The organism is Aciduliprofundum boonei T469, from assembly GCF_000025665.1.
Lineage (GTDB): Archaea > Thermoplasmatota > Thermoplasmata > Thermoplasmatales > Aciduliprofundaceae > Aciduliprofundum > Aciduliprofundum boonei.
Map to the genome: position 1 here is coordinate 976,523 of NC_013926.1, position 21,814 is coordinate 998,336.

General features: G+C 38.5%; 21 protein-coding genes and 2 CRISPR repeat arrays. Of the genes, 2 read left to right on the forward strand and 19 right to left on the reverse strand.

The window, feature by feature from the left end; all coding sequences use genetic code 11:
* Positions 1-1,128, forward strand: a complete 1,128-nt coding sequence (locus ABOO_RS05145; protein WP_008086668.1) for a hypothetical protein — start codon at positions 1-3, stop codon at positions 1,126-1,128.
* A gap of 70 nt (positions 1,129-1,198) precedes the next feature.
* A CRISPR array of direct repeats spans positions 1,199-1,757; the repeat unit is 29 nt; unit sequence GTTTCCACACCACATGGTACTTCTTCTAC.
* Between the two features lie 266 nt (positions 1,758-2,023).
* Here the strand turns inward: ABOO_RS05145 and cas2 are convergent.
* The 16 genes from cas2 to ABOO_RS05220 all read right to left on the reverse strand — a co-directional run bounded on the left by cas2 (position 2,024) and on the right by ABOO_RS05220 (position 15,850).
* On the reverse strand, positions 2,024-2,287 hold the full coding sequence (cas2, locus tag ABOO_RS05150) for a CRISPR-associated endonuclease Cas2 (RefSeq protein ID WP_008086687.1): 264 nt from the start codon (positions 2,285-2,287) through the stop codon (positions 2,024-2,026).
* A gap of 1 nt (position 2,288) precedes the next feature.
* A complete protein-coding gene (gene cas1b, locus ABOO_RS05155) occupies positions 2,289-3,254 on the reverse strand; it encodes a type I-B CRISPR-associated endonuclease Cas1b (protein WP_008086671.1) in 966 nt (321 codons plus the stop codon).
* 4 nt (positions 3,255-3,258) lie between these two features.
* Positions 3,259-3,744 (reverse strand): CRISPR-associated protein Cas4, encoded by a 486-nt coding sequence (gene cas4 / locus ABOO_RS05160; protein WP_008086684.1) that lies wholly within the window; start codon positions 3,742-3,744, stop codon positions 3,259-3,261.
* A 5-nt stretch (positions 3,745-3,749) separates the two neighbouring features.
* The gene (gene cas6, locus ABOO_RS05165; RefSeq protein ID WP_012997302.1) at positions 3,750-4,460 is read right to left on the reverse strand and encodes a CRISPR-associated endoribonuclease Cas6; all 711 of its coding nucleotides are present in this window, start codon (positions 4,458-4,460) and stop codon (positions 3,750-3,752) included.
* A 37-nt stretch (positions 4,461-4,497) separates the two neighbouring features.
* The gene (locus tag ABOO_RS05170) at positions 4,498-5,304 is read right to left on the reverse strand and encodes a CRISPR-associated protein Csx14 (RefSeq protein ID WP_241209822.1); all 807 of its coding nucleotides are present in this window, start codon (positions 5,302-5,304) and stop codon (positions 4,498-4,500) included.
* Positions 5,265-6,512 carry a TIGR02221 family CRISPR-associated protein gene (gene csx2 / locus ABOO_RS05175; RefSeq protein ID WP_148222021.1) on the reverse strand — a complete coding sequence of 416 codons (1,248 nt, stop codon included), beginning with the start codon at positions 6,510-6,512 and terminating at the stop codon, positions 5,265-5,267. Before csx2 ends, ABOO_RS05170 begins: the two co-directional genes overlap by 40 nt.
* A 132-nt stretch (positions 6,513-6,644) precedes the next feature.
* A CRISPR array of direct repeats spans positions 6,645-7,610; the repeat unit is 29 nt; unit sequence GTTTCCACACCACATGGTACTTCTTCTAC.
* A gap of 385 nt (positions 7,611-7,995) precedes the next feature.
* On the reverse strand, positions 7,996-9,138 hold the full coding sequence (gene csm5, locus ABOO_RS05180; RefSeq protein ID WP_008086678.1) for a type III-A CRISPR-associated RAMP protein Csm5: 1,143 nt from the start codon (positions 9,136-9,138) through the stop codon (positions 7,996-7,998).
* 10 nt (positions 9,139-9,148) lie between these two features.
* Positions 9,149-10,054: a type III-A CRISPR-associated RAMP protein Csm4 gene (csm4, locus tag ABOO_RS05185; RefSeq protein ID WP_236614244.1), complete on the reverse strand. Its 906-nt coding sequence runs from the start codon at positions 10,052-10,054 to the stop codon at positions 9,149-9,151.
* Complete coding sequence (gene csm3, locus ABOO_RS05190) at positions 9,957-10,775, reverse strand: type III-A CRISPR-associated RAMP protein Csm3 (RefSeq protein ID WP_008086701.1); 819 nt, start codon at positions 10,773-10,775, stop codon at positions 9,957-9,959. The genes csm4 and csm3 overlap by 98 nt, the downstream gene beginning before the upstream one ends.
* 13 nt (positions 10,776-10,788) lie before the next feature.
* A complete protein-coding gene (csm2, locus tag ABOO_RS05195; RefSeq protein WP_008086683.1) occupies positions 10,789-11,232 on the reverse strand; it encodes a type III-A CRISPR-associated protein Csm2 in 444 nt (147 codons plus the stop codon).
* Position 11,233: 1 nt separating this feature from the next.
* On the reverse strand, positions 11,234-13,501 hold the full coding sequence (gene cas10, locus ABOO_RS05200; RefSeq protein WP_008086682.1) for a type III-A CRISPR-associated protein Cas10/Csm1: 2,268 nt from the start codon (positions 13,499-13,501) through the stop codon (positions 11,234-11,236).
* A 47-nt stretch (positions 13,502-13,548) separates the two neighbouring features.
* Positions 13,549-14,721, reverse strand: a complete 1,173-nt coding sequence (locus ABOO_RS05205) for an ATP-binding protein (RefSeq protein ID WP_008086688.1) — start codon at positions 14,719-14,721, stop codon at positions 13,549-13,551.
* A gap of 109 nt (positions 14,722-14,830) precedes the next feature.
* Entirely contained in the window at positions 14,831-14,962 is a 132-nt protein-coding gene (locus ABOO_RS08115) for a hypothetical protein (protein WP_008086669.1), read from the reverse strand.
* Between the two features lie 15 nt (positions 14,963-14,977).
* Positions 14,978-15,334, reverse strand: coding sequence for a hypothetical protein (locus ABOO_RS05210; RefSeq protein WP_008086666.1), 357 nt, complete (start codon positions 15,332-15,334; stop codon positions 14,978-14,980).
* Positions 15,335-15,395: 61 nt separating this feature from the next.
* Positions 15,396-15,659 (reverse strand): type II toxin-antitoxin system RelE family toxin, encoded by a 264-nt coding sequence (locus tag ABOO_RS05215; RefSeq protein ID WP_012997304.1) that lies wholly within the window; start codon positions 15,657-15,659, stop codon positions 15,396-15,398.
* Positions 15,656-15,850, reverse strand: coding sequence for an antitoxin AF2212-like protein (locus ABOO_RS05220; protein ID WP_012997305.1), 195 nt, complete (start codon positions 15,848-15,850; stop codon positions 15,656-15,658). Before ABOO_RS05220 ends, ABOO_RS05215 begins: the two co-directional genes overlap by 4 nt.
* 96 nt (positions 15,851-15,946) lie before the next feature.
* On the opposite strand from ABOO_RS05220, the gene ABOO_RS05225 reads away from it, so the two are divergent.
* Complete coding sequence (locus ABOO_RS05225) at positions 15,947-17,506, forward strand: MBL fold metallo-hydrolase (RefSeq protein ID WP_012997306.1); 1,560 nt, start codon at positions 15,947-15,949, stop codon at positions 17,504-17,506.
* Between the two features lie 297 nt (positions 17,507-17,803).
* On the opposite strand, the gene ABOO_RS07990 is transcribed toward ABOO_RS05225, so the two are convergent.
* From ABOO_RS07990 to ABOO_RS05235, 3 genes are read right to left on the reverse strand one after another with little or no spacing between them, the layout of a single operon-like run.
* Positions 17,804-17,968 (reverse strand): hypothetical protein, encoded by a 165-nt coding sequence (locus tag ABOO_RS07990; RefSeq protein WP_012997307.1) that lies wholly within the window; start codon positions 17,966-17,968, stop codon positions 17,804-17,806.
* Between the two features lie 19 nt (positions 17,969-17,987).
* Positions 17,988-20,660: an ATP-binding protein gene (locus ABOO_RS05230; RefSeq protein ID WP_008086593.1), complete on the reverse strand. Its 2,673-nt coding sequence runs from the start codon at positions 20,658-20,660 to the stop codon at positions 17,988-17,990.
* Positions 20,660-21,748 carry a metallophosphoesterase family protein gene (locus ABOO_RS05235; RefSeq protein WP_008086598.1) on the reverse strand — a complete coding sequence of 363 codons (1,089 nt, stop codon included), beginning with the start codon at positions 21,746-21,748 and terminating at the stop codon, positions 20,660-20,662. The genes ABOO_RS05230 and ABOO_RS05235 overlap by 1 nt, the downstream gene beginning before the upstream one ends.
* Positions 21,749-21,814: the final 66 nt, after the last annotated feature.

The window sequence follows — 21,814 nt, forward strand, 5'->3', positions numbered from 1 at the left end:
ATGAGCAGAGCTACAAAAGCTGCATTAATAATATCAATATTCCTTGCAATATTTGCAGGTGTTGTAGCAACCCATGAAGGAGCTCCTGCGAGTGATACTTTATGCATTTCAACTTACATGTTGGTAATTGGGTTTGCATTTTTCTGGTTTGCCTTCAAGTTTGCAGATGCTATGTGGAAAGGAGAGAAAAAAGTATGGAGATGGCTCAACGATGAGCCAGAGCCGAAAAAGACGAAGGCACTTCCAGCAAAGAGTGAGGATGAAATGATGCTGTATGAAAGCGATAGAGAGCATAGAACTTATTTCTGGAAAGATTATGTTATCACCGTTGGAACTGGACACTATTTTATGATGAGCAACATGGAAATCCCTTACAACGGTGTTTTCATAGTGAAAGAGAAGGATTTCACGATGTTCAAGAGGGTAGATGATATAAATCTCTTTGAGGACGAGATTAAAATGATAGCCGAGAACTGTATTGATAAGGGTGACTGCGATATTATTCTGTCGTGGAAAGGCAGTTCCGAGTTTGCATGCGCTAAAGAAGGGTATTTTATTTACTCTTATGGCATTGATTATGCAGGATTTTTGTTCAACAACGCTGGGTTCATTCACCTGTTTGACCATGATTGTAGAGGCTTGACAAAGAACAAAGATGCGATGTTTAGATTCGTGAAAGACAACTTGAACAAGAACGAAGTGGCTTTGATATTAACTCTCCCCGCATATACCATTCTCTCTCTAAGCGCGAAAGTAGCTCACTCTATGCTTAGGATTGATAGGGATATCTTTGAAGTGATGTTTCCAGAGGAGAAATTGAGCTACATTTACGATGTACCTTTCAAGATAAGAAACAAGAAAGAGCTTGCTACGATTGCAAACGAGGCACAGAGGTTGCACGCAGAGGTTGGCGTGGTGTTTGAGTTTGAGAATAAGATGATCATAGCTGCAAAGGCCGAGCTTGCCAGGTTTATGATGCCAGAGTCCAAGGAAAGCGATTTAAGAGAGGACATCCTTGCCATATACTACGAGGGAGATGAAAATCCAGTGGTCGTACCGGTTGAGTGGAGAGCATGGACCAAGCATGAACTGATAAAAGCAGCAAGCGAAGTTGTTGGTTCCATGTAAGCCCAACTAATAATTTTGTTCGTATTTTTCTATCTTCATTTTACAAATTCAATTAGCCCATACTTAAGATACTCCAAAACCACATGGTACTTCTTCTACTTGATAGGATAAAGAGAGAGGGAATAATAACAGAAGTGTTTCCACACCACATGGTACTTCTTCTACTGATTGAAAATGATATATGTTTGAGGTGAGAAAAATGGTTTCCACACCACATGGTACTTCTTCTACGGAGTTTGGGATGAAATAAATAAAAAAGTGGAGAATAGGTTTCCACACCACATGGTACTTCTTCTACGTAATCTACAAAAAGATAAACAATAAATTCGTATTGGTTTCCACACCACATGGTACTTCTTCTACTGATTGAAAATGATATATGTTTGAGGTGAGAAAAATGGTTTCCACACCACATGGTACTTCTTCTACAGATATGGCAAAGGAAATAAGCAAAGTTATTGAAATTGTTTCCACACCACATGGTACTTCTTCTACCTTAACTGATGAAAACATAGATAAAATCGTTGGAAACGTTTCCACACCACATGGTACTTCTTCTACTATCTACAATGAAGATACTGATGAGCTTGTTGCAATTATGTTTCCACACCACATGGTACTTCTTCTACCAAGATTAACAGATATAGTAATACACTGGGTTTATTTAAACATTTTTAGAGCCATTTTGCGTCAAGTCTCCAATAAACCCATGAGTATATAAACTCCTGACGCAATATAAAGATTTTTTATATTTTTATTCTATTTTTCCCTTTGCAAGTAAAACCTGCTTATTCCTTGTTCTACTGAACACAAAAATCATAAAAATACAAAATATAATAACTTTTATCTTTCAATCTTTATTTTCTTTTAAATACTCCTGACGCAAAATGAAATTTTAGAAGATCATGTCCGTTGTTCCTTTCTCTATCCCTATGTTTATCACTTTCAAGTACTTCTCGCTGGGAAGTACATAGATCGTTACAGAATCATAATCCTCCTCTATAATACCCTTTATTCCGTCCTTTATGGCTTGGAGCTGGCTTTGGGTTATATCACCTCGGAACACGGAATTTTGTATCCAGTGCAGGTAAGAACGCAGAAATTTGTTGACCTTGTTTACCCTTTCTTCTGCAACATCATAAACTATTATCACATGCATTCTACCACCACACCCTAAATGCCCTGTACCTCTTATCATTCATCACATGCTTCACTAGCTTGTAAGCTTCCAACCTCAAAAGCCCTCTCTGGCTCACGCTCCTTTTTAACCTCCTGTGATAAACAGTGGAGCTCATTCGGTCTTCCCATTTTCTTATGTATTTTCTCTTTCCTTGCTCATTTAGAAATACACCGTTGAACTCTTTTCTAAAATCATCCTCAGTTATTATACCGTGATTTACTATGTCATGAATGTGTCTATAAACCATCGTGGGCTTAAATACATCTGCAATATCCAAAGATAATGAGAATCTCCTCTCTGATGGTTCGTGGAGGTAACTTATGCTCGGGTTCAAATGCGTGTGATAAATCTCGGTTAAAACTGCAGAGTATAGAAGAGTGTTCCCAAAGGAGATCAAAGCGTTGAGCTCGTTTATTGGCGGCCTGTAATCTCTACGCTCAAGTTGGAATTTCTTTAGCGTATAATCTAAGCTCTTGTAGTAGTATCCCCAAATCTGTGCCTCTCTGTTCATAAGCTCCTCTATGCTATCTCCCTCAACTTCCACTCTTTCAATCTTTTCTATTATCTCCTCTAATTCTTTGTTGCTCTTTTTGAGATTTCTAAGGATGTTGTGCTTTATCCCCTCTATCATCTCCTTTGCTATGTACTTTCTCTTCTCCCAAAATATGTAGTGCTTTGCCTGATTTACCACAACCTCACCAGAGATACTTCTCTCCCTAGGATATAATGTGCCTTCATAATTGCCGTACATATCAAAGAAATGCACCACCACGCCTGAGTTGAGCACATGCTTTATGGCACCAGAGCTGAAACTAACTGGAGCTATACATGTAATGTCCCTTAGGTTGTGAATTGGTATTGATCTCTTCTCTCCCTTTCTAACCAAGTATATGGTGTTTGCCTCCCTCTTTATTATAGCCTCCTTTGTGATGTATAAACTATCCATAAAATCACGCCCAGCAAAGCTCTAAATACGAGCATTTTTCACATATCTTCCGCCAAACTGGTTTTGGAGGCCTTTCTTTGCCTATCTCAACCTCCATCTCTTTAAGCAAATCTTCAATCTTCTTCTCATTTTCTTCATTCAACTCAACCATTTCCGTGTACTTCTCCTCAGGAACTGCAATCTTGCCTTTAACTTCCACTCCCCTATCCTTCAGCCATTTTAAATAAAACAATAACTGCATTCTGGCTGCGTTGAGCATCTTGGAACTTCTCTTAACCTCGTATATCCATACTTCCCCGTTCTCCTTCCTCGTGAAATCTATGGATACACCCTCACCAAACAGATTCTTTATCTCTCCCTTGTAACTCTTTTCGTGAAGCATCTTTCCTAAGATAATGTACTCATTTTCCAATCTCACTCCTCTGTAAGAGTACCAAGCGGCCCTCTTGCACACAACATACTCATGAACCAAGCTTCCTGTAAATTCCATATTAATCACTCATTGTCTATGGGATTCAAAAACCCGAATCCAAGGGAGTTCTTTTCCCCTATTCCACAGTCCGTTATGAACCTGTAAAACTTGCCATATCCCTTGGGAATCCTCTTTTGAAGCAAGGACCACACTGAGCCTATTACTATGAATGTCTTCTCATCCTTTTTTACCACCACGGAAACCTCCTTTTGAAATTGAAGCAGGTCAAAAAGGTCCTCGTCCAGCTCCAGCTCTTCATCATAGTACACATTATACTTCTTCACTGCATTATCTTTCAATCTATCCATGAAAAAGCGCATGCTTCCCCCGTCCCTGAATGAAAAGTACTTGCTCTTCTTATTATCCTTTTGAATCACCACTGGGCTTCCACTCCTAAACTTTCCTGTGGTTTTTACCTTGAACTTTTTGAGCTCTGCAACTTTCATTGGGCCATCGGATAGGTAAATATGCTCTAAATCCCTCAATCTTGAGTAAAGCTCACCTATGAACTTGGGATTTGGCGAGGATACTATCAAGTTTTTCTCTTTATTTGGATAGAAATCTCCGGGAGGGAATAAATCGGAGTATGTGAAGAACTTAAACCCATTTTTAGAGTGCAAATCTGAGAACTCTGTTCCATCAAGGAGCGAGTATATGGCTCCTTGAATCGTATGCTTGTTTACCTTTGAAAATGGTAAAAATTTCTCTGGCACTAGCTTAATGAGCAATCTCATGCGTGTAATAGAGAAAATATAGTATAAACATTTTGTGTTAAACTTCGCACCTGAGCATCTTTCCGATCTCTAGTCCCATGTCTGTTGGATGAATCCAAGAAGTTTGCTTGTTGTAAACTATTAAATTTGCCTGCTGGTATATCTGTATGAGGTAGGGTGCCATAGGCTCTTCTACGAGTGATACTCCTCCCGGCTTTAATATTCTCTTCAACCTAGCAATATCCTCTGGAGAGTACGGTATTACAGGAATATTTATGAATTCCAACTTTGCTCCATCTGGAAATAGAAGCCTATCAAATTTCTCCCGTAGCTCTTTGTACATCTCTATTCTCTTCTCTAAATCCTTCTCGCTGAACCTCATTATGTCCTCCATTATCTGTTGCTGATAATCGTTGAATGCTCCAATCTCCTTGTTCACTACATGGTAAATGCCAGTCACTCCGAACATTGAACCAAGAAGAGCTGCCATAACCGTTACCTCTTTTCTACCACCAGCAACATTCAAAAATATCCTATCTGTGCCTATTTTGAATTTCTCTATGCATATTGCCTTTGTTATCTCCTTGGCTGCAAGCAGGGCATCTTCCTCCGAAGCTATGTCATTCTTTGGGAGCACATGCACATGTATTCTCAACTTGGGATAATGAACCTTGAGAGCTGCCTCAACCAATCTAGTGCCTGCTAGCACGAACTCATCCTTTGTTGGAAGGAGTATTACATCGCTCAGATACTCGCTCTCTAAGAACCTCACCATCTCGGTTATAACCGAGGGTGATTTTCCAACAGGTGCAATCATAGCCACTTTCATTTCCAATCCTCCAGGTACTTTATCAGGGTAGAGCAATCTTTCAATATACTTTTTGTGGAGTTCTTTAACTCTTCCAAATTCAAGCTATCCTTGCTCATACCGCTGTGGGCTATCAAGTTTCTCTTTGATGTTATCAGATTCCACAGGGTTATCAAATTCACCCCGCTCTTTCTCTCTATCTCATCCACATTACTTCTAAGGTAATAATAAACTCCGTTCTTCTCTATTTTCTCCCCCCTCTTCTCCATCGCCATACCTGTTATTCCCTTCTCAACTTCAATTCTATTCTCCCTCTCTAGCCATAGGGAATTGTCAAAGTTGGATAGGTAAAAAACGAAGTTTACTATCCATTCTCTCAAATTCTCTAAGCTCTCTCCCAATAGCCCTATCCCTGTTTGGTACTCTGCAATCAGCAACTGCTTTCTCAGAGTTTCCTTGCTGAGCTTATCGTAGCAATCCTCGCATCCAAATTTTTCAAATATGGTGAAGTCCCTGTAGAGCAAAGTCAATGGCTTAAAGTACTTTTCTAGCTCTTCTTTGACATCTGGAGAGAGTTTAGAGAGATTATATGCGTATTTCATCACATCCCTTATTTGATTTAGGTATATGCCCCTGCTTATCCTCTCTAACATATTTGCGTACTTTTTGGTATATCTCATACTTGGCTTTGATTCCCTAGCGTACATCTGATTTTGCCACTCTTTCATTATTGAGGATATACCCTCGTTTCTACCGTAATCCTTGAGATCTCTGGCAGAGTATATCCACTCTGAAAAAACCAGAGCATCGGAGAGGTCAAAAATTGGGACATAATCACCATCTCTGGACTCGTAGGCACCGTAGTAAATTCCGCGAATCTTTATGCCCCTAGCAACCTGAAGGTAGGTCATTATAACGAAGGATAAGAAAGGTATATGGCGAAAAGCGTGCGTTATATCCAGTATCACTTCATCTCCCTGCTCTAAATTATCGTTGAGTTTGTCTAAAATCTCCCAAACATCCCTCTCCTCTCTTGGAATGGAAATCTTTATTGCTTGAATTTTCTCATCTTGCGCTTCCCTTTTCAAACTTTCCAAGTTCTTCATCCCTTCCTCCGTGGTTATTACGAGCCATTTATCTGGATTGAAAAACTCACCGAGGGCGCGAGAAACGAAGGAAGTTTCAAAATAGTTATCCTTCGAGCCGAGGTAATACTTCACCCTTGAATATTTCCCCGTGCCCATAAAGGATACCAAAACTAGCACAAAACCACCCCACTTCTGCAAATTTCTTCCATGCCGTTCTATCCTCTTTTTCTATATTAATATTTTCACAAACCATTCGGTTCTTCTTCTACAGGCTGACATCCAGCACTTTTGGGATTATGCGCAGGGGGTGTTTCCACACCACATGGTACTTCTTCTACGGGAGCAAGAAGATTATGACGGGAGGATGATAAGGATGTTTCCACACCACATGGTACTTCTTCTACTCTAAAGCAGAAAATTACAGCAATTCTTGATTCATTGTTTCCACACCACATGGTACTTCTTCTACGAAATAAAGAAATACTACGGACTCAAAGGCTACAATAGCCCAGGTTTCCACACCACATGGTACTTCTTCTACACTACGATTTACTCAGGGAATTTATGGGAAATATACGGTTTCCACACCACATGGTACTTCTTCTACATAGAATAACAAAATACATATCAAAGCACAAGGAATTAGTTTCCACACCACATGGTACTTCTTCTACATAAACGAAAATAGTGAATCTTCATGGGAAGATAGATGTTTCCACACCACATGGTACTTCTTCTACTAGATAGACAAATGTTTAATATGTTGTTATCAGATATAATGTTTCCACACCACATGGTACTTCTTCTACTAGATAGACAAATGTTTAATATGTTGTTATCAGATATAATGTTTCCACACCACATGGTACTTCTTCTACGGATATATAACAAAAAAGGATGGCTATAACATATCAGGTTTCCACACCACATGGTACTTCTTCTACGAATACAGTCTAATAAACAATGTATTAAAAGAGTTTTATCGTTTCCACACCACATGGTACTTCTTCTACTGGAATGAAAGAGGAAGCGGTTAAAACCGCAATTGAGATTTTGTTTCCACACCACATGGTACTTCTTCTACAGAATATAATCAGGCGTTAAAAGAATACGAGGATATGGTTTCCACACCACATGGTACTTCTTCTACCGTGAGGGACAAGAGAGCGACCGCAAGAGCAATAGGTTTCCACACCACATGGTACTTCTTCTACTAGCGTGGGCGTATTGGATGAGATATTGAATAGTTTCCACACCACATGGTACTTCTTCTACCTAGATTAACAGATATAGTAATACACTGGGTTTATTTAAACATTTTTAGAGCCATTTTGCGTCAAGTCTCCAATAAACCCATGAGTATATAAACTCCTGACGCAATATAAAGTGTTTTTATATTTTTATCCTATTTTTCTCTTTGCAAGTAGAACCTGCTCGTATCTTGTTTTCCTGAATGCAAAAATCATAAAAATGCAAAATATAATAATTTTTATCTTTCAATCCTTATTTTCTTTTAAATACTCCTGACGCAATTTCTACTCTTAGGTTTTGCATCTCAAAGTATCCTGAGAATTTCAAGTATATTTTGGGGCCTTAAGAGAGTTCCACACCATTGCGGTATTTCTTCTAAATTTGAGAGGATAAAAATCCTCTCTCAAATTCAATCCAATTTTATCCAGCCAAGAGAGCTGCCATCGGATAGAACATGGCGGCTCTTGGGATACGAGAAAATGTTCGCTCTGTGCCGAGATGCAGCGCTCAAAATCCTTTGAAGAATCTCTCTAGGGATATTATTCCGCATGTAAATCCATAGGGTCTTGTATGGAGAGCCCGTGCCAAATCCTATTCTGGCATTTGCACCATCAACGGCAAGCACTTTTCCTTGGCTCTTCTCAAAATTCTTTATATCCCCAACATACTCGTCCAGCGCCTCTTTGATATGAGCAATCATCTTCTTCTCTGCACCCTCAATATCAGATAAATCATCTTCTCTCAACCCTAAGAGCTCCAGCTTTTGAGGTAGTACCGGATATTCTCTGCTGCCAAGAGAACTCTTCACCTGCGGAGAAAGGGATATCTTCCCAATGAATTTCCCTTCAACAACCTCTAAAAGCGTATAAGAGCCCCTTCTACCACGGGTTTCCACTATTGCCTTGTCTATCCATATATCGTAGGATTCCGGGTAAAAATCTCCAACCAAAATATACTTGAACACATCGTACTTTGCATCATATCTAAATTTATTTCTCCTCACATTCCCTGTGTAAACAACGAGCTTTTCAAATCTTGAACCAATTCTATCCCTCCTTCTATCCTCGTAATCATCTCCAAGTTTCCTGATCCCAATTTCATGTATTCCCCTCTGCATTGCCTCCCATAGATTGTATTCTCTAATTTCTCCATCAACGGATATCTCAAAGTACCAGCCGTTATCTTTAAGGTACTTAACCATCAGAGCGGTTCTCAAAAATCCCTTTAAACTACTTCCGGGTATGTATGGAATGTCTCCAGCAGAATCTTTTATGCATTCCATTATCCTGTCTTCCAATCTCTTTATATATACACCTTCTTTGAGCTTTGCAGAGTACCTATCTTTCCCTCTCTTCAATATCTCCATTATGGCACTCAAGTTCTTTCTATCAAGTTCCTTGGTATATTTCTTGAGAAGCTCAACATCTCCTTCAAATAATTTATCTAAATTCACGCGGTGAAGTTCGTTTCCATCCATATATGAATCCATTAGCGTGTAATAACTTCCACTTCCAATATGCACGGGGCTCTTGGTATTTATTTGCATTCTCATCTAAACCACCTTATATCACGACCGGAACTCCAACCACCGAGTACTTGGGATGAACATCAACAACCCTACCAAGTGGAGAGTAATCTGACGGAATGACGGAGCCCTCAACTAATGCTCGCATTTTTGGTATCACTTTTCCATCCTTGGTGTATCCAGTTATCAGCTTTACCTCGTACCTGCATCTCTCAAAGGGAAAACCCCCTAGTTCTTCTTGGCTCGGTATGTATTTTGAAAGGATCATGCTATACATTCCATCATTCTCTAACTCATAATCTTCCAAGCTGACCTTGAAATGCCCAAACCCAGTGCTTCTCTTCTTGGATATACCCATGTCCCCCAAGTACCTGAAAACCGCCAGTACCCTATCTTTTATCTCATTGCTCATTTTCACCAGTATCCAAGCTTTGTGCGTGTACAAGCCAGCTGTCTTGTAATAAATCGTGGATGAGCCACCGTATCTCCCTATAGAAACTCCGGGCAACTCAACGGTTTTTATACCTGCAGTATCGTCACCTATGATTTCTTCAACTCTTTCCTTGGAATATTTTCCCTCTTTCAAAGATTTTATTGCTAATCTCTCATCAACAAACTTTTTCTTTTTAAATCTCTTGAAATCTTTGTACTCTAGTTTTTCCGTTGGAAGCATGGGCTTGAACACATAGAACTTACCCTCCTTTGTAGGCATGGGTGATGATACTCTTAGCTCTCCATTTTTAATTGTCTCTAAAATTTCAGAAGCACTACCATAGAGTTCGGAATATGCATTAATGATAGAGCCGTAAATCTTTATTGAATCAAACTCTCCAGCGAATGCTCCTTCAGGGTTGAGGATTAACCTGTACCAAGAGGTCATCCAAAGAACCTCCCTCGTAAATCTTCTTTCCTTCTGTACTTCCCTCGGAACTTCCCTTTTCATAGTAAGCTACATCTCTCTCTAAAATTTCCAAATCTTTGAATGACAATTTTCCATAGCCCCTGGAGCCAAAGCCACCGAGGTAATTGTCCTCTAGCATTCTCATGCCCTCAAGGAGCATGGAGAGCAGAGATTTTTCATTATCTCCCTCGTATATTGAGAGTACAATCTCAAAGGTGAACTCAGATTCTGCAGGTATCCTTTCCACAGGTCTTGGATTCGCAGCACTCGTGAGTCTGTTTATTGCATTCTCCATCTTGACCTCTGTACCTCCAACTATATCTGGGTACTCTTTCCACCTCCTTATTGTATCTTCCGTGGGATAAGCATCTCTTACAATTACACGGGACAAATTTTCTTCAAATCCAGAAGTTTCTGCAGGTATACCAAAAAGCATTGGAATTATATTAGCTTTTGATGTAGAATATTTTATGCAATTTTTATTGCCTATCTTTACATACCCGTTTGGACATTTATCGGTATCCTTTGTCATAGTTATATCTGCATAGGTAATCTCCAAAAGTGACCTGATTTTTCCCTTTAAACTGCTTCCCGGGATATACGGGATCTCTATCAACCTCCCCTCATGCATCTTGTAGGTTGTTATAACGGGATTATCCATCCCCCCAATTTCCACGGTTTCTTTCAATCCACCTATGTGCAACCCAGTAATGAGTTTTATCTTCCCTCGTATCACTAAATTCTTAACAAATTTCTTACCCATTCATCTCACCTCCTTATTTACCACCATGGTACTTGTGGTAGGCCACTATCGATTCAAAAACCCTCTCAAAGTTCAAAAATATCTGCTTTGGATCTTCACTATCGGTAATTTTCTCAACCATTTTAGAAACGAAATCAGCAAATTCCTCTGGCACATTATTCCTTCCTTTAGCATACTTTATTGCTGGCACTATTTGCCAAAGTTCCGGTTCCAATTTTTCCCAACTTTCCCTTTGAAGTCTATAATCTATATTTTTAACTACATCAAAGAATTTTCTCAATTGTGTAGTCTTCAAAGAGTCATGGAAGTATTTTGTCTGGGTGATTTGATCTATTAATCCACCATCTTTAAGTAGTCTCTTCCAATCTGGAGTCTCTCTGACGATCTCTCTTTTTATTTCTTCAAAATTTCTTTTTACTATTTCTTTTTCCTCTTTCTTATTCTTATTTGAATACATCCTAACTCACCTCTTTTCCATACTTTCTACTCATAACCCATATTGACACTCCAACTGGAATGTGCTTGAAAATACCCTCTTGGGATAATTTATCAAGCAAATCGTATCTACTTCCTTTCCTACGAGCAAAATAATACCTCAAATATGGCTTTGGACTGGGAATAACAACATCTCCTTTCCCCAGAGGTTTATCTGCAAAGAATGAAGGACTAAGCTTATGGAGAACCAAGAGAACATGCGATAAAGATGATGAAATTTCTCCTTTTTTCTGCGCTTCCCAAAGTTCGTTGCCCATGTCCACCTGTGCTTTGAAATCGTCCCAAGACAATACATCTTCAAAGATCTTTATCTTATTTCCTCTCTCTACGCACATGCTCACATCTGCAGAGTAATCCTTTGCATCTCCAAGATGCTCTTCAGCAACATTAACAGCCCTGCGAATAGGAAATTTCTCATCAAAGAAAACTATAGATGCGGATATATGCAAATTCTCATTACCCCCTGTCCACTTGGCAAAGGAATCTCGCACATCCAACGCAAATTTAATTATCTCATCGTACCTGCCCACTGCTGTAAGGTCATCCCCACCAGAGAATATAACATAAATGTTGTTCTTCTTAGCAATATTGTTAACTTCCACGGAGAAAAACAGGTCCATCAAGAAAGAAAGGGTTGATATCCTGCTTATTCTCCTCAGATCTTCTTTGAAACCTTCCTTGAATATCTCACCTAAGCAATCAACATCCGCTTTGAAAATTCCCATCTTTGTAGTGGCGTTAGAGGTCATTCTATCTTCTAAGGAAGTGCCGGGAGCTAAAAGCTTCGAGATGCTAAGGACTTTGCCATATACACTGGGAATGTATGTTTTCAAGAGTTTGAACCCTCTAACCTTACCCACCGAAGGTATGTTGAAATCCTCTATAGAAAACACTTCATCATCTTCGTATCCATAGAAATCCTCCGATATTGTGTAAGAAATTCTGAGATCTCCATATTTGAATGTGAAATGTCCATCCTTGCCTAAGCTTCTTATCAAATACTGGCCTTTTCCGATGAATCCCCCAAGCTCCGCTGTTCTCTGGCAGGTATCACATATCCCATTTGAATCATTCACATAATGCACTCCACAAACTGGGCATATGTATTTATCTCTTGAAGGGCTAACATAGAAATCCTCATCTCTCACAAACTCAATATATTTCTTGGACTTTGACTCTTCGTCCATCTTTGAATGCAATTCATACAGTATTTCGCTGAAATTGTTCAAGTTATCCTTGTGAATCCAAGCAATATTGAGGTATAGCCTTCCAAATTCGTTCAAGAGGAACTCATTCACCTTTCTCTTCATTTCCACTAGCTTCTCGTCTATGCCGTCTACATTAGGAACAAGCATCAGGAAATTTCCACCGCTTTGCCATAGGATATTGAAATCATACAAGTCAAGCTCTTCTTGTATATACCTCACTGCAGAATCTATTATTAAGTTTATCAGCAAGCTCCTTCCACGCATTCTTTTAGTACCTTTCTCATCCACAACCTGCTCTTCGCCACCTTTTAAATTGTAAAATATAAAATTTTGTATCCCAGATAAATCACCCATTATAATTGTGTACTTCTCTTTTTTATTGCTCCTGTACTTGCATAGTGCTATGGCAGCCGTGGTTTTTAGATGGTCGTATAGAGGGATATCTGGGACGCTAACATAGATGGCCGATGGTACATACTTGGTGTATTTCAAAAGAATGTAGAGGAGTGTGTTTATATCCTCCTTGCCTTGAATGGTAAGGTTTTTTAATTCTCTCTTTAGCTTGTCTTCTATTGAACCGTATAGAACTTGGGAGTTCGTTGCATATGTACTTGGATACTGGAGTTTTCTCTCAAGTGAAGCCAAAGAATAACCTACCTTCCCCTTGCTTCCAAATCCTATGTCTATATAGGAATAAACCGATATGAGTGGAGTTTGGTTGATATTTGTATCTATACCCTCAGACTCCATTCTATCGTGCTCTGCCGATTCCCCATCCGAGTCCTTCAGTATTTTCAAAAGCTCCGGGTATTTTCCCTCGTAAGATATTTGATGATGAGAAATCACAAGCTTAATGGTTTCATCTTTTATCTCTGGACTAGCATTCAGGTTCTCATTCAAAAATTCAGCGCCGAAGACTTCGTGTTTCTTCTCTTTGAACCTTGTAGAAGCCCTTTGATTCAATTTTCCTATATCATGCAAAAGAGCAGATAAAACCAGAACTTTTTCTTGGATATCGTTCATTGTTGAGCCTATGTTTTTAGTACTATTTAATTTTTGTTCCGTAATTTTTAATGGCTCATAATTTTCCAGAGCCCTTCTATATCCTCAAACAAAACATTAGTGGAATTCACTCTCTTCTCACCTTTCTCCCCAGAGTACAGCACAACTAGGGCATATTCTGGCTCGTACTTTTCTATGAAAGCTCTCATGCTCTTCTCAACCTTCTCTGGCTTTGCTTGGAGCTTTACCTCTATAGGCACTATTTTCCCATCTCTCTCCACTATGAAATCCACCTCTGCCTTTGACTTCGTTCTCCAGTATCTTGGCTCCAAGCCCATCTTAATTAGCTCGGAGAGAACATAGTTTTCAAATAGTAACCCGTCCATCTCCCTAGGATAGAATCCTGCGACGGAATTACGCAGACCCGTGTCCAAGAAGTATATCTTTGGCTGCTTTGTTATTTCTCTGGACCTATTCGTGAAGAATGGGGGCACTTCCACTATTATCCCGCTCTTCCTCAATGCATCCAAATATTTTCTCAATGTTTGATAAGATATTCCCAAGGCATTAGCCATATTTGAATAGGATAGCAGAGTTCCACTGTTTACGGCTATGTACTTGGACAATCTCTCAACCATGCCTATGTTCTCTATTGAAAAACTTCTGCTCACATCCTTCAGTATCATAGTTTCGTGCAAATTCCTCAAATGCTCTTTTTTCATCTCTATGCTCTCTTCCAAAACCACGCGGGGAAAACCACCATAGAGAGTATGCTCCCACACAGCCCTTTTCAATATCTCTTCATCCAAAACCTTGTAACCCTTTGCTCTGAGAAATTCGTGGATGTTGAAGGTATTGAGTCTCAAAATACCAACTCTCCCAACCAGAAAAGATAGAACATCCTTGCTTAAGATGATCTCGGATGAGGAAGTGATCCAGAGCCTGTGTCCCGTATCTGCTAGATACTTTAACTTTGAACCGGGATCTTTGCAGTACTGCACTTCATCAAGCACTGCCAAATCATAGCCCTCTATGTACTGCACCATGAATTTCTTAATATCCTCATCAAATAATCTCCTCGCATCTGGATCATCAAACAAAACATAGGAAGAATTATGCCCTTTCATCAGCTCTTTTAGCATTGTAGTTTTCCCCGATTGCCGTGGGCCCACGAGCGCAACTACGGAATAACTGTCGGCTACCTTCTTGAATTTATCTTCCAAATCTCTGTGAACATACATACATGTTTCTCATGGCTTATAGCTATATTAATCTTACCAAAATTGAAATGTGGTTAAATTCTAGTCCAACTAAAATTAAAATAAGATTCAAAAATAGAAAGGAAGATTGTTATTCTTCACTTTCTTGCACGGCGTAAATTACTATTAAACCACTCTTCTCGTAAACTTTCTTGAATATTGCATGCTCTTTGTCTGCGGACAAACCGAATATGTTCAGATATATAGTTTCTTCATCTTCCACTGTATCATCTCCAATTCATCCATACGCATTTATCCACTCGGACTTCTTTCCCTCTACCTTTTCGTTCTTTCCATCCTTAAGAACCTTGGACACGAACTCGCATAGATATTCAGGATTGTCTTCAAACATAGCAACCATAGTCATTTGGAGTGCTTCATCATCTGGCAGCACATCCATCAACATCTTTTGCATTCCTATTTTCAGTATGAAATTGATGTAATCGTCCATGCTATCTAACTCATCACCTACCATGGCATCTATTACCTTCTTGAAATGTCCAACCTGCCGGTAAATCTCCTTATCTACGATTGCAGTGTAGCTGTTATTCTCAGGCACATCTTCCATCTTTTCCACACATTCTTCCACACTCATAGGATCACCACTTAACCTTTGGATACGGAGAATAAATAGATTTTCACGAAGTATCAAAAAATCATTTATATGTAGTTTCAGACCTTTTCTCAATTTTCACAATAAGTACTTCTTTTCTTTGCTTATCTATCATATATAAAATCCTGTATCTACCAACTCTTTTTCTCCTTATATTTTCATAGCCTTCAACCTTTATGGTTCCTTTATGCCAAGGATCTTTTCCTATCTCTATTACTGCTTCTTTTATTTTCTCTTTCAATTTTTCATCTTTTAATCCTTTAATCTGTCTCCTGCTTTTAGGAGAGAAAAGAATGTCGTAGCTCATTCAAAAACTTCCTCCATCTTGTAGTAGTGTCCTTTTTCTCTCTCATCAACTGCTTCTATGATATCTCGCATATCTTCCTCTGTTAGTATCTCATCCCTGTTTACTATTCTTACCACTATCTTATCATCTTTTATCTTTACAGGAGAGACGAGTTTTAAAACGCCATTCTCGTATATGGCTTCTACTTCCATAATTATACATTCTTCTCTCCTATTTTAAGGTTTTTCCCATAAGTGTTGAAAATTACGGGAAAAGTTTAAAATAAAGGATTCAGGTATGTCCAAAGTATGCAACTGAAAATCTATGATGGAGCAGAGAGTATTGGTGGCTCTAAGATTTATCTTAGAGATGGAAACCATGGAATTTTCTTGGATTTTGGGCTGAATTTCAACATTATGGGCAAGTACTTTAAAGAGTTCATATCTATGCGTGCAATTCGTGGATTGAACGACCCTATAGAGATGAATTTGTTACCACCCATAGATGTTTATAGAGAGGATTTGATTCCTTCAGATCTGAATACTTCTAACTGGGAGAGAATACCCGTGGATGCTGTGCTTCTCACCCATGCGCACATGGACCATTACGGGATGATTGGATATCTGAGATTTGACATACCCCTCGTTGCCTCGCCCGAGACTCTGGCAATAATAAAGGCGTATCAAGATGCAGGAAAATCAGATAATGCAACATCTGTGATATACGGAGCTAAGAGGGAAGAAGATTCGAGCTCAATGCCAATTTTGAAAAGCAAGGGAAACAGCATAAAGAACAATGAGGAAAAGATTAGAAAGTACCTGATGCTCAGAAGGTTGATTCCAACTGAAGAGCTAAGCTATGAGGAAATTGACTTTCTGTGCTTGCAGAGCACGGAAGAGAGGATGGATTATATTGCAGAAATGCTTGAATTTGGCCATCTGGAGTCTTTGCCCTTCAAAGTCAATGCTCATCCCGTGGATCATTCTATATACGGAGCTGTTGGATACATAATAGAGGATGGAAACTCAAAGAAAATAGCATACACTGGAGACTTCAGGATGCATGGAGAGAGAGGAGAAGAAACTTTGAAGTTCACCAATAAAGCAAAGGGAAGCGATGTTCTTATAATTGAAGGGACTAGGCTAGAGGATGATAGGGAGCATCATTACACCACGGAGCAGGATGTTTTTGAGAATTGCTCTGCAGTTGTGGGTGATGAGAAAGGATTGATAATCGCTGATTTCTCGGCCAGGAACTTTGAGAGGTTGAACATGTTCGCCAAGATAGCCAAGGAAAATGGAAGAAATTTGGTTGTCACGGATAAGGATGCTTACGCCATAACTGGACTATTAACTGCAGGCACTGAGATTGATGTTGAAAATATAATGGTGTACGACAAGCCCCAAGATAGAGTGGGATGGTGGCAGAAAATGCTAGCATACCATGATCTTTGGGAAGATAAGTATGTGGCTCCTGTAGAAATAAGAGAATATCCTGGAAATTACATACTTGCTTTTTCCCTCTACGACATGCCAAACATGATGGACATCAAAACCCAGGGAGGAATGTACTTATACTCTTCAACGGAGGCTTTCACGGAGGACATGGAGCTGGACTTTGTCACACTAAGCAACTGGCTAAGCAGGTACGGGATGAGAAGTGTTGGCTTTCATATGGAAGGCAATAAGCCCAAGTTTGATGAAGGATACCACGCATCTGGCCATGCAAGCGAGGAGGAGATACGAAGTATGATAGATTCCATAGATCCTGATATAATCATACCTGTGCACACCACAAACCCATATTGGTTTGCGCAGAACTTTAATAATACCCTAATTCTGGGAAATAGGGAGAGCTTAAACTTTTAGGTCTACTAAGGAAATCATAGTAATTTAACTACTTATTATATCTTGCTTATCAATATGATAATATGGTAGCATGGATATTACCTGATATAGGACGGGGCTGCATTAATCTTTTTAACGCCTATCCTATTTATGACATCTATAATATCTCCTTTGCTAATCTGGGTTTTACTCTTCTTTCCAAGGTATCTTCTTAATTAATGTCGCACAATATTGAAGATATCTGCGCTAGTAAACCCTTCTGTGATACTTGCTATTTCACTCCAGTTTATATTCTCATCCACCTGAAAGTCCTTCATTCTAGCTGAATGTTATTTCCCATGTGTTATCGCTTGCATCCCTCCTACTTCCAAGTCCATCTATTTCATCTATGAAGAGAACTACATTTCCTTTTTTCAGGTTCCCCCAACCCACTTGCTCAGCATTTCCGATTTTTCCATCACATACGTATTCATGAACCTTCATACTATTTCCCCTTCCTATATTACATTAGCTCTATGTGTACATAGTTAGCTGCATCACTATACACTTCATCATAAAGATCTTTAACCTCTCCCTTTGAAGAGAAATAAATTATTTGCCAACCTTTATTGCTCAGTTCCTTTAATATATCAAACATTCTTCTAAGACGATCAGGATCCGCTTTTATAAACGGGTCGTCCAGAATGAAAAATCCTTTTTCGTTAAGTATTTTTTCTGCCAGATAGAGACGAATGGCAAAGTAAAGTTGGTCAATGGCCCCTCCAGAAAGCTGTGCAGCAGATAAAACCACACCATCATTTCTCTCCACCTTTATTTCTTTTGTCTCTGTGTCATAGAAAACATTTACATACAGGCCATCGGTGATTCTATTAAAGTATTCTATTGCTTTACTATCCTCTCCAAACACTTCAGTAACTTTCTCTCGCTCTTCTTCTTCAATCTCTTTGAATATATTTCTGGCAACTAGGATGTACTTTCTTCGCAGTTTATTGTTTTCTATGAATTCACTCAAAAGTTTCTGTATTCTGTTCAAATCACCTATTCCATTACATTTTATCTCTTCATCTGGGGATAGCGGGGTTAGTATTATTTCTGGCTCATTACATTCAAGAATGGCTTTTGCAACCCTTTCTATATCTCTAAATTCCTCTTCATACTCCTTCATTTTCTCTTCAAGCACTTGAATTTCATTTTGCAAAGACTCTAACTTCTCTTTAAGCTTGTTTTCAACCTGCTGATTATATTCAACATCCACTTCAACATCCCTATACTGTTCAAGAGCCTTTAGCTCTTTTTTCCAAGCATCCAGTTCCTCATCCAGGTCCCCACTTTCATGATCAAACAGTGTTCGAAGTTTCTCCCGGAGTTTATTCACTTCATTTTTAACATCATTTTTCTTTATTATAATAGATTCTAATTCGTCTATGCTCTCCACCCCATATTTTTTCATTAAGGATGAAATTTCATCCTTGGCGTTTTGGATTTTGGATTTTAAATCAGTCATGTCCTTCTCCAACCCCACTCTATCTTCTTGTAACTTCTTCAGTTTTCCCTCCAGTTCACTTAGGTATTTTATTAATTTTTCATATTCTTCTCTTATTCTTTCTATGTCCCCTATATACAAGTTTACATTTTCCTTTACAGGTATATCCAATTTACCAACAAGCTTCATAATTTCATCCTTTGCTGTCTGGAGGTTATCGCTCAGTTTTTTGCAATCACTTTTTTTACTATTATAAAGTTGCTTAGCGATATCCAAATCTCTTTGTGCATCATCTTTTCTTTTTTCCAGTATAGAAAGCTGGTATTCTATATCGCTTTTGGTAGGTTTTACTTCCAATACTGGGGTAATATCATTTATTATCTCTTCCCATGTATCTTCTTTTTTCTCACCCTTTACCATCCGGTACTGTACGTATCCTAATAATAAACCTATCGATGCAAATGCAAGTCCTCCGGCTATAGACAATATTGAACCTAAAATTGCTCCAGCTGCTATTGCTGTTATACCAGTTACAAAAGAAAAGATCATAATATAATTGAACACTTTCCTTATAGATTGTGATTTTTCTAAATTCCAAGAGGTGTTTTTCAGATCTTCAATCCTTTTTTGAATATTCTTCTTAGTAATGTAATTCCATGCGTAATCTGCCATCTTTTTCTCCTGGGATGCACGATTTACTTCATTTTCAAGCTCATTTAATTTCTTATCACATTCAATATAGTCGGGTTCTATCCTGTTTACCTCATTTATATAATTCTCCAGTGTGTCTGCTAACTCTTTTTGTTTTTTAAGTTTGTTTAATTTCTCTTCTAAAGCTTTCTTCTCAGCTATGACATTATCCTGGTCTTTGATAATATCATTATGTTTATTAACTAGTTTTTGAAGTTCTTTATTGTACTTTGATAGATCATCATTATACTTTTTCCAAGCGTCTAGATCATCTTCTTTATATTTCTCATAATTTTTAAGTTCATTCAGTTTCTCAGTTAGATCATTCAATAGTTGTTCTCCAGCCATAAGCTTATTCTTCTTTTGCACAAGATGCAACTTTTCTAGATGATTGGAAATCTCCCTTTCTTCTCTTTTTTTGCTTATCAATTGTATTTCCATCTCTTCAATATTGTTTTCTTTTAAATCATTAATAAGAGCGTTAATACGTTTCAAAAGGTCATCTGCTTTATCAATTCTACTTTTCAGTTTATGATCTCTCTGTGAATTGCTGAATCTACCTGTATCTGTGATCTTTCCCACATCAAGTAACTTTCTTTGAATACTTCCAACAATATCAACTTTGGACCCAGTAAGTCTCTCAGTTAGATTGTTATAATAATCATCTTCATACTTTATTGATAAGTCACTATCTCGTATGACAAATATGTTTCTGAAATCCTCTGCGGAGATATCCTCTGTCAGATACCCATCTTGTGGTAACTTGTACTCTTTACCTTCATATTCCAGTATAACATAACCTTCGGGAGTGCCTTCAATTCTATTGATTTTATCAAAAAGGGAGTTATATCCCCTCTCCATCATAATTTTCAGTAGAGCATCGACAATCAAGGTCTTTCCCTTCTCATTTTTACCCCATAAAATATTGAAGTTTTTTAACTCAAACTCTCCAGTATCTGAAAGAGGACCGTATCTGAAAATTCGAAAGTTCTTTATCTTCATTACAGCACCTCCATCATAGCCTTGAGCACATACTCAGTAATTCTCCTTTTATCCTCTTCAGAATAGTCCAGAGCATTTAGTTTTTCGGAAAACTGTAGAAATAATGGATCATTCAATATCCTTGTGAGATCCTGAACGTGATTTGTAATATCTGATATTTGGGATGAATATTTCTCTTTCAAAACATCAAGATATTGTTGAATATCCCCCTCTGAAGTGGCGTGTTTTGCTCTATTTATGTATCCACTTATCTCTATCATCACTTTGTAATTTTTATCAGTGCCGGAAAATAGCGGCTCTATCTCACTTTTTATTTGCTCTAAAGGATCAATCTCTTCAAGGGGATCTATGTATATCTTCTTTTTTTCGTAATGGAAAGTATCTATAGAGTACTCCTGTGGAGGCTCTCCCACCGTAAAAAGATTAACCTTTCTTCTACCAATTTCTTTAGTGGTTATGGACACAGGAGATCCAGGATAAACAAAATATCCATTATTGGGTAGTTTGATAACCTCGAAATTTGTGTGGAAATGTCCTGCAAGTACATAGGAAATAGGTAAGTCTTTAAAATACGCAGTCTTCACAGGCATATAACGTTTGGTTCCCTCGTCTCCAAAACCTTTGAGCCAACCGAAGGCATCTGTGAGTTCGCCGTGGAAAATGAGTATGTTTGTCTTAGAATTGTCCATAAGTTTTCCCATCTCATATAACCTTTCGAGGATCTCTTCCTCAGTGAGGTTTTCAAAGGGCAGACCCCAGAAAACTGAGGTGTCCTCAGAATATGGCTGCTTAAAATCATGAATCACTACTACATTTTTGCCCCAGTAAAGGGATTCTTCAAAAATTTCATAATCATGGTTCCCTGGAAGAATGAGTGTGGTGAATGTTGAGTTTTCAAATAGAGATCTTATATGGGGCCTTAGCTTTTCACCATCCACACCCTTGTCAAACATGTCACCTGCAATTACTAGAATGTCAATTTCATTCTTATTGCCAATTTCTATTATCTTCTCTAGAGCCTGCCACCTTTCATCATCCACATTTCGGAGATGGATATCTCCGGTATGAAGTATTTTCATAGAAATCATAAAGTTTTATGATGAAGATTTATAAATATATTGTGCCGAAGTAATCTAAACTGAGAATGGGGATTT